This window comes from Serratia sp. CoH_122_TC_1, from assembly GCF_058191755.1.
On record NZ_JBXWLA010000092.1, the window covers coordinates 1 to 214 of the forward strand.

The window sequence follows — 214 nt, forward strand, 5'->3', positions numbered from 1 at the left end:
CCTTTGCCCGTGCGGGCTGCCAGCGCATTGCTTTTGCCAACTCATTGGCCGGTACGCCAAGCCTGATGGCGCGTGAATGCGGTTTTCTTCAGGCGGCAGAAGGCGTGGGCTTGCAGGTGAGCGTTGAGCGTTTTGGTACCACATCTTATGAAAGTGGTCAGATCCTGGCGCACCGGCTGTTGACCCGCCGCGAGCGGCCGGACGCGGTATTCTG

1 pseudogene is annotated in these 214 nt (G+C 61.2%); it reads left to right on the forward strand.

The features are described from left to right. Positions 1 to 214, forward strand: a pseudogene (locus AC2FC2_RS27095) (LacI family transcriptional regulator); the annotation flags it as partial.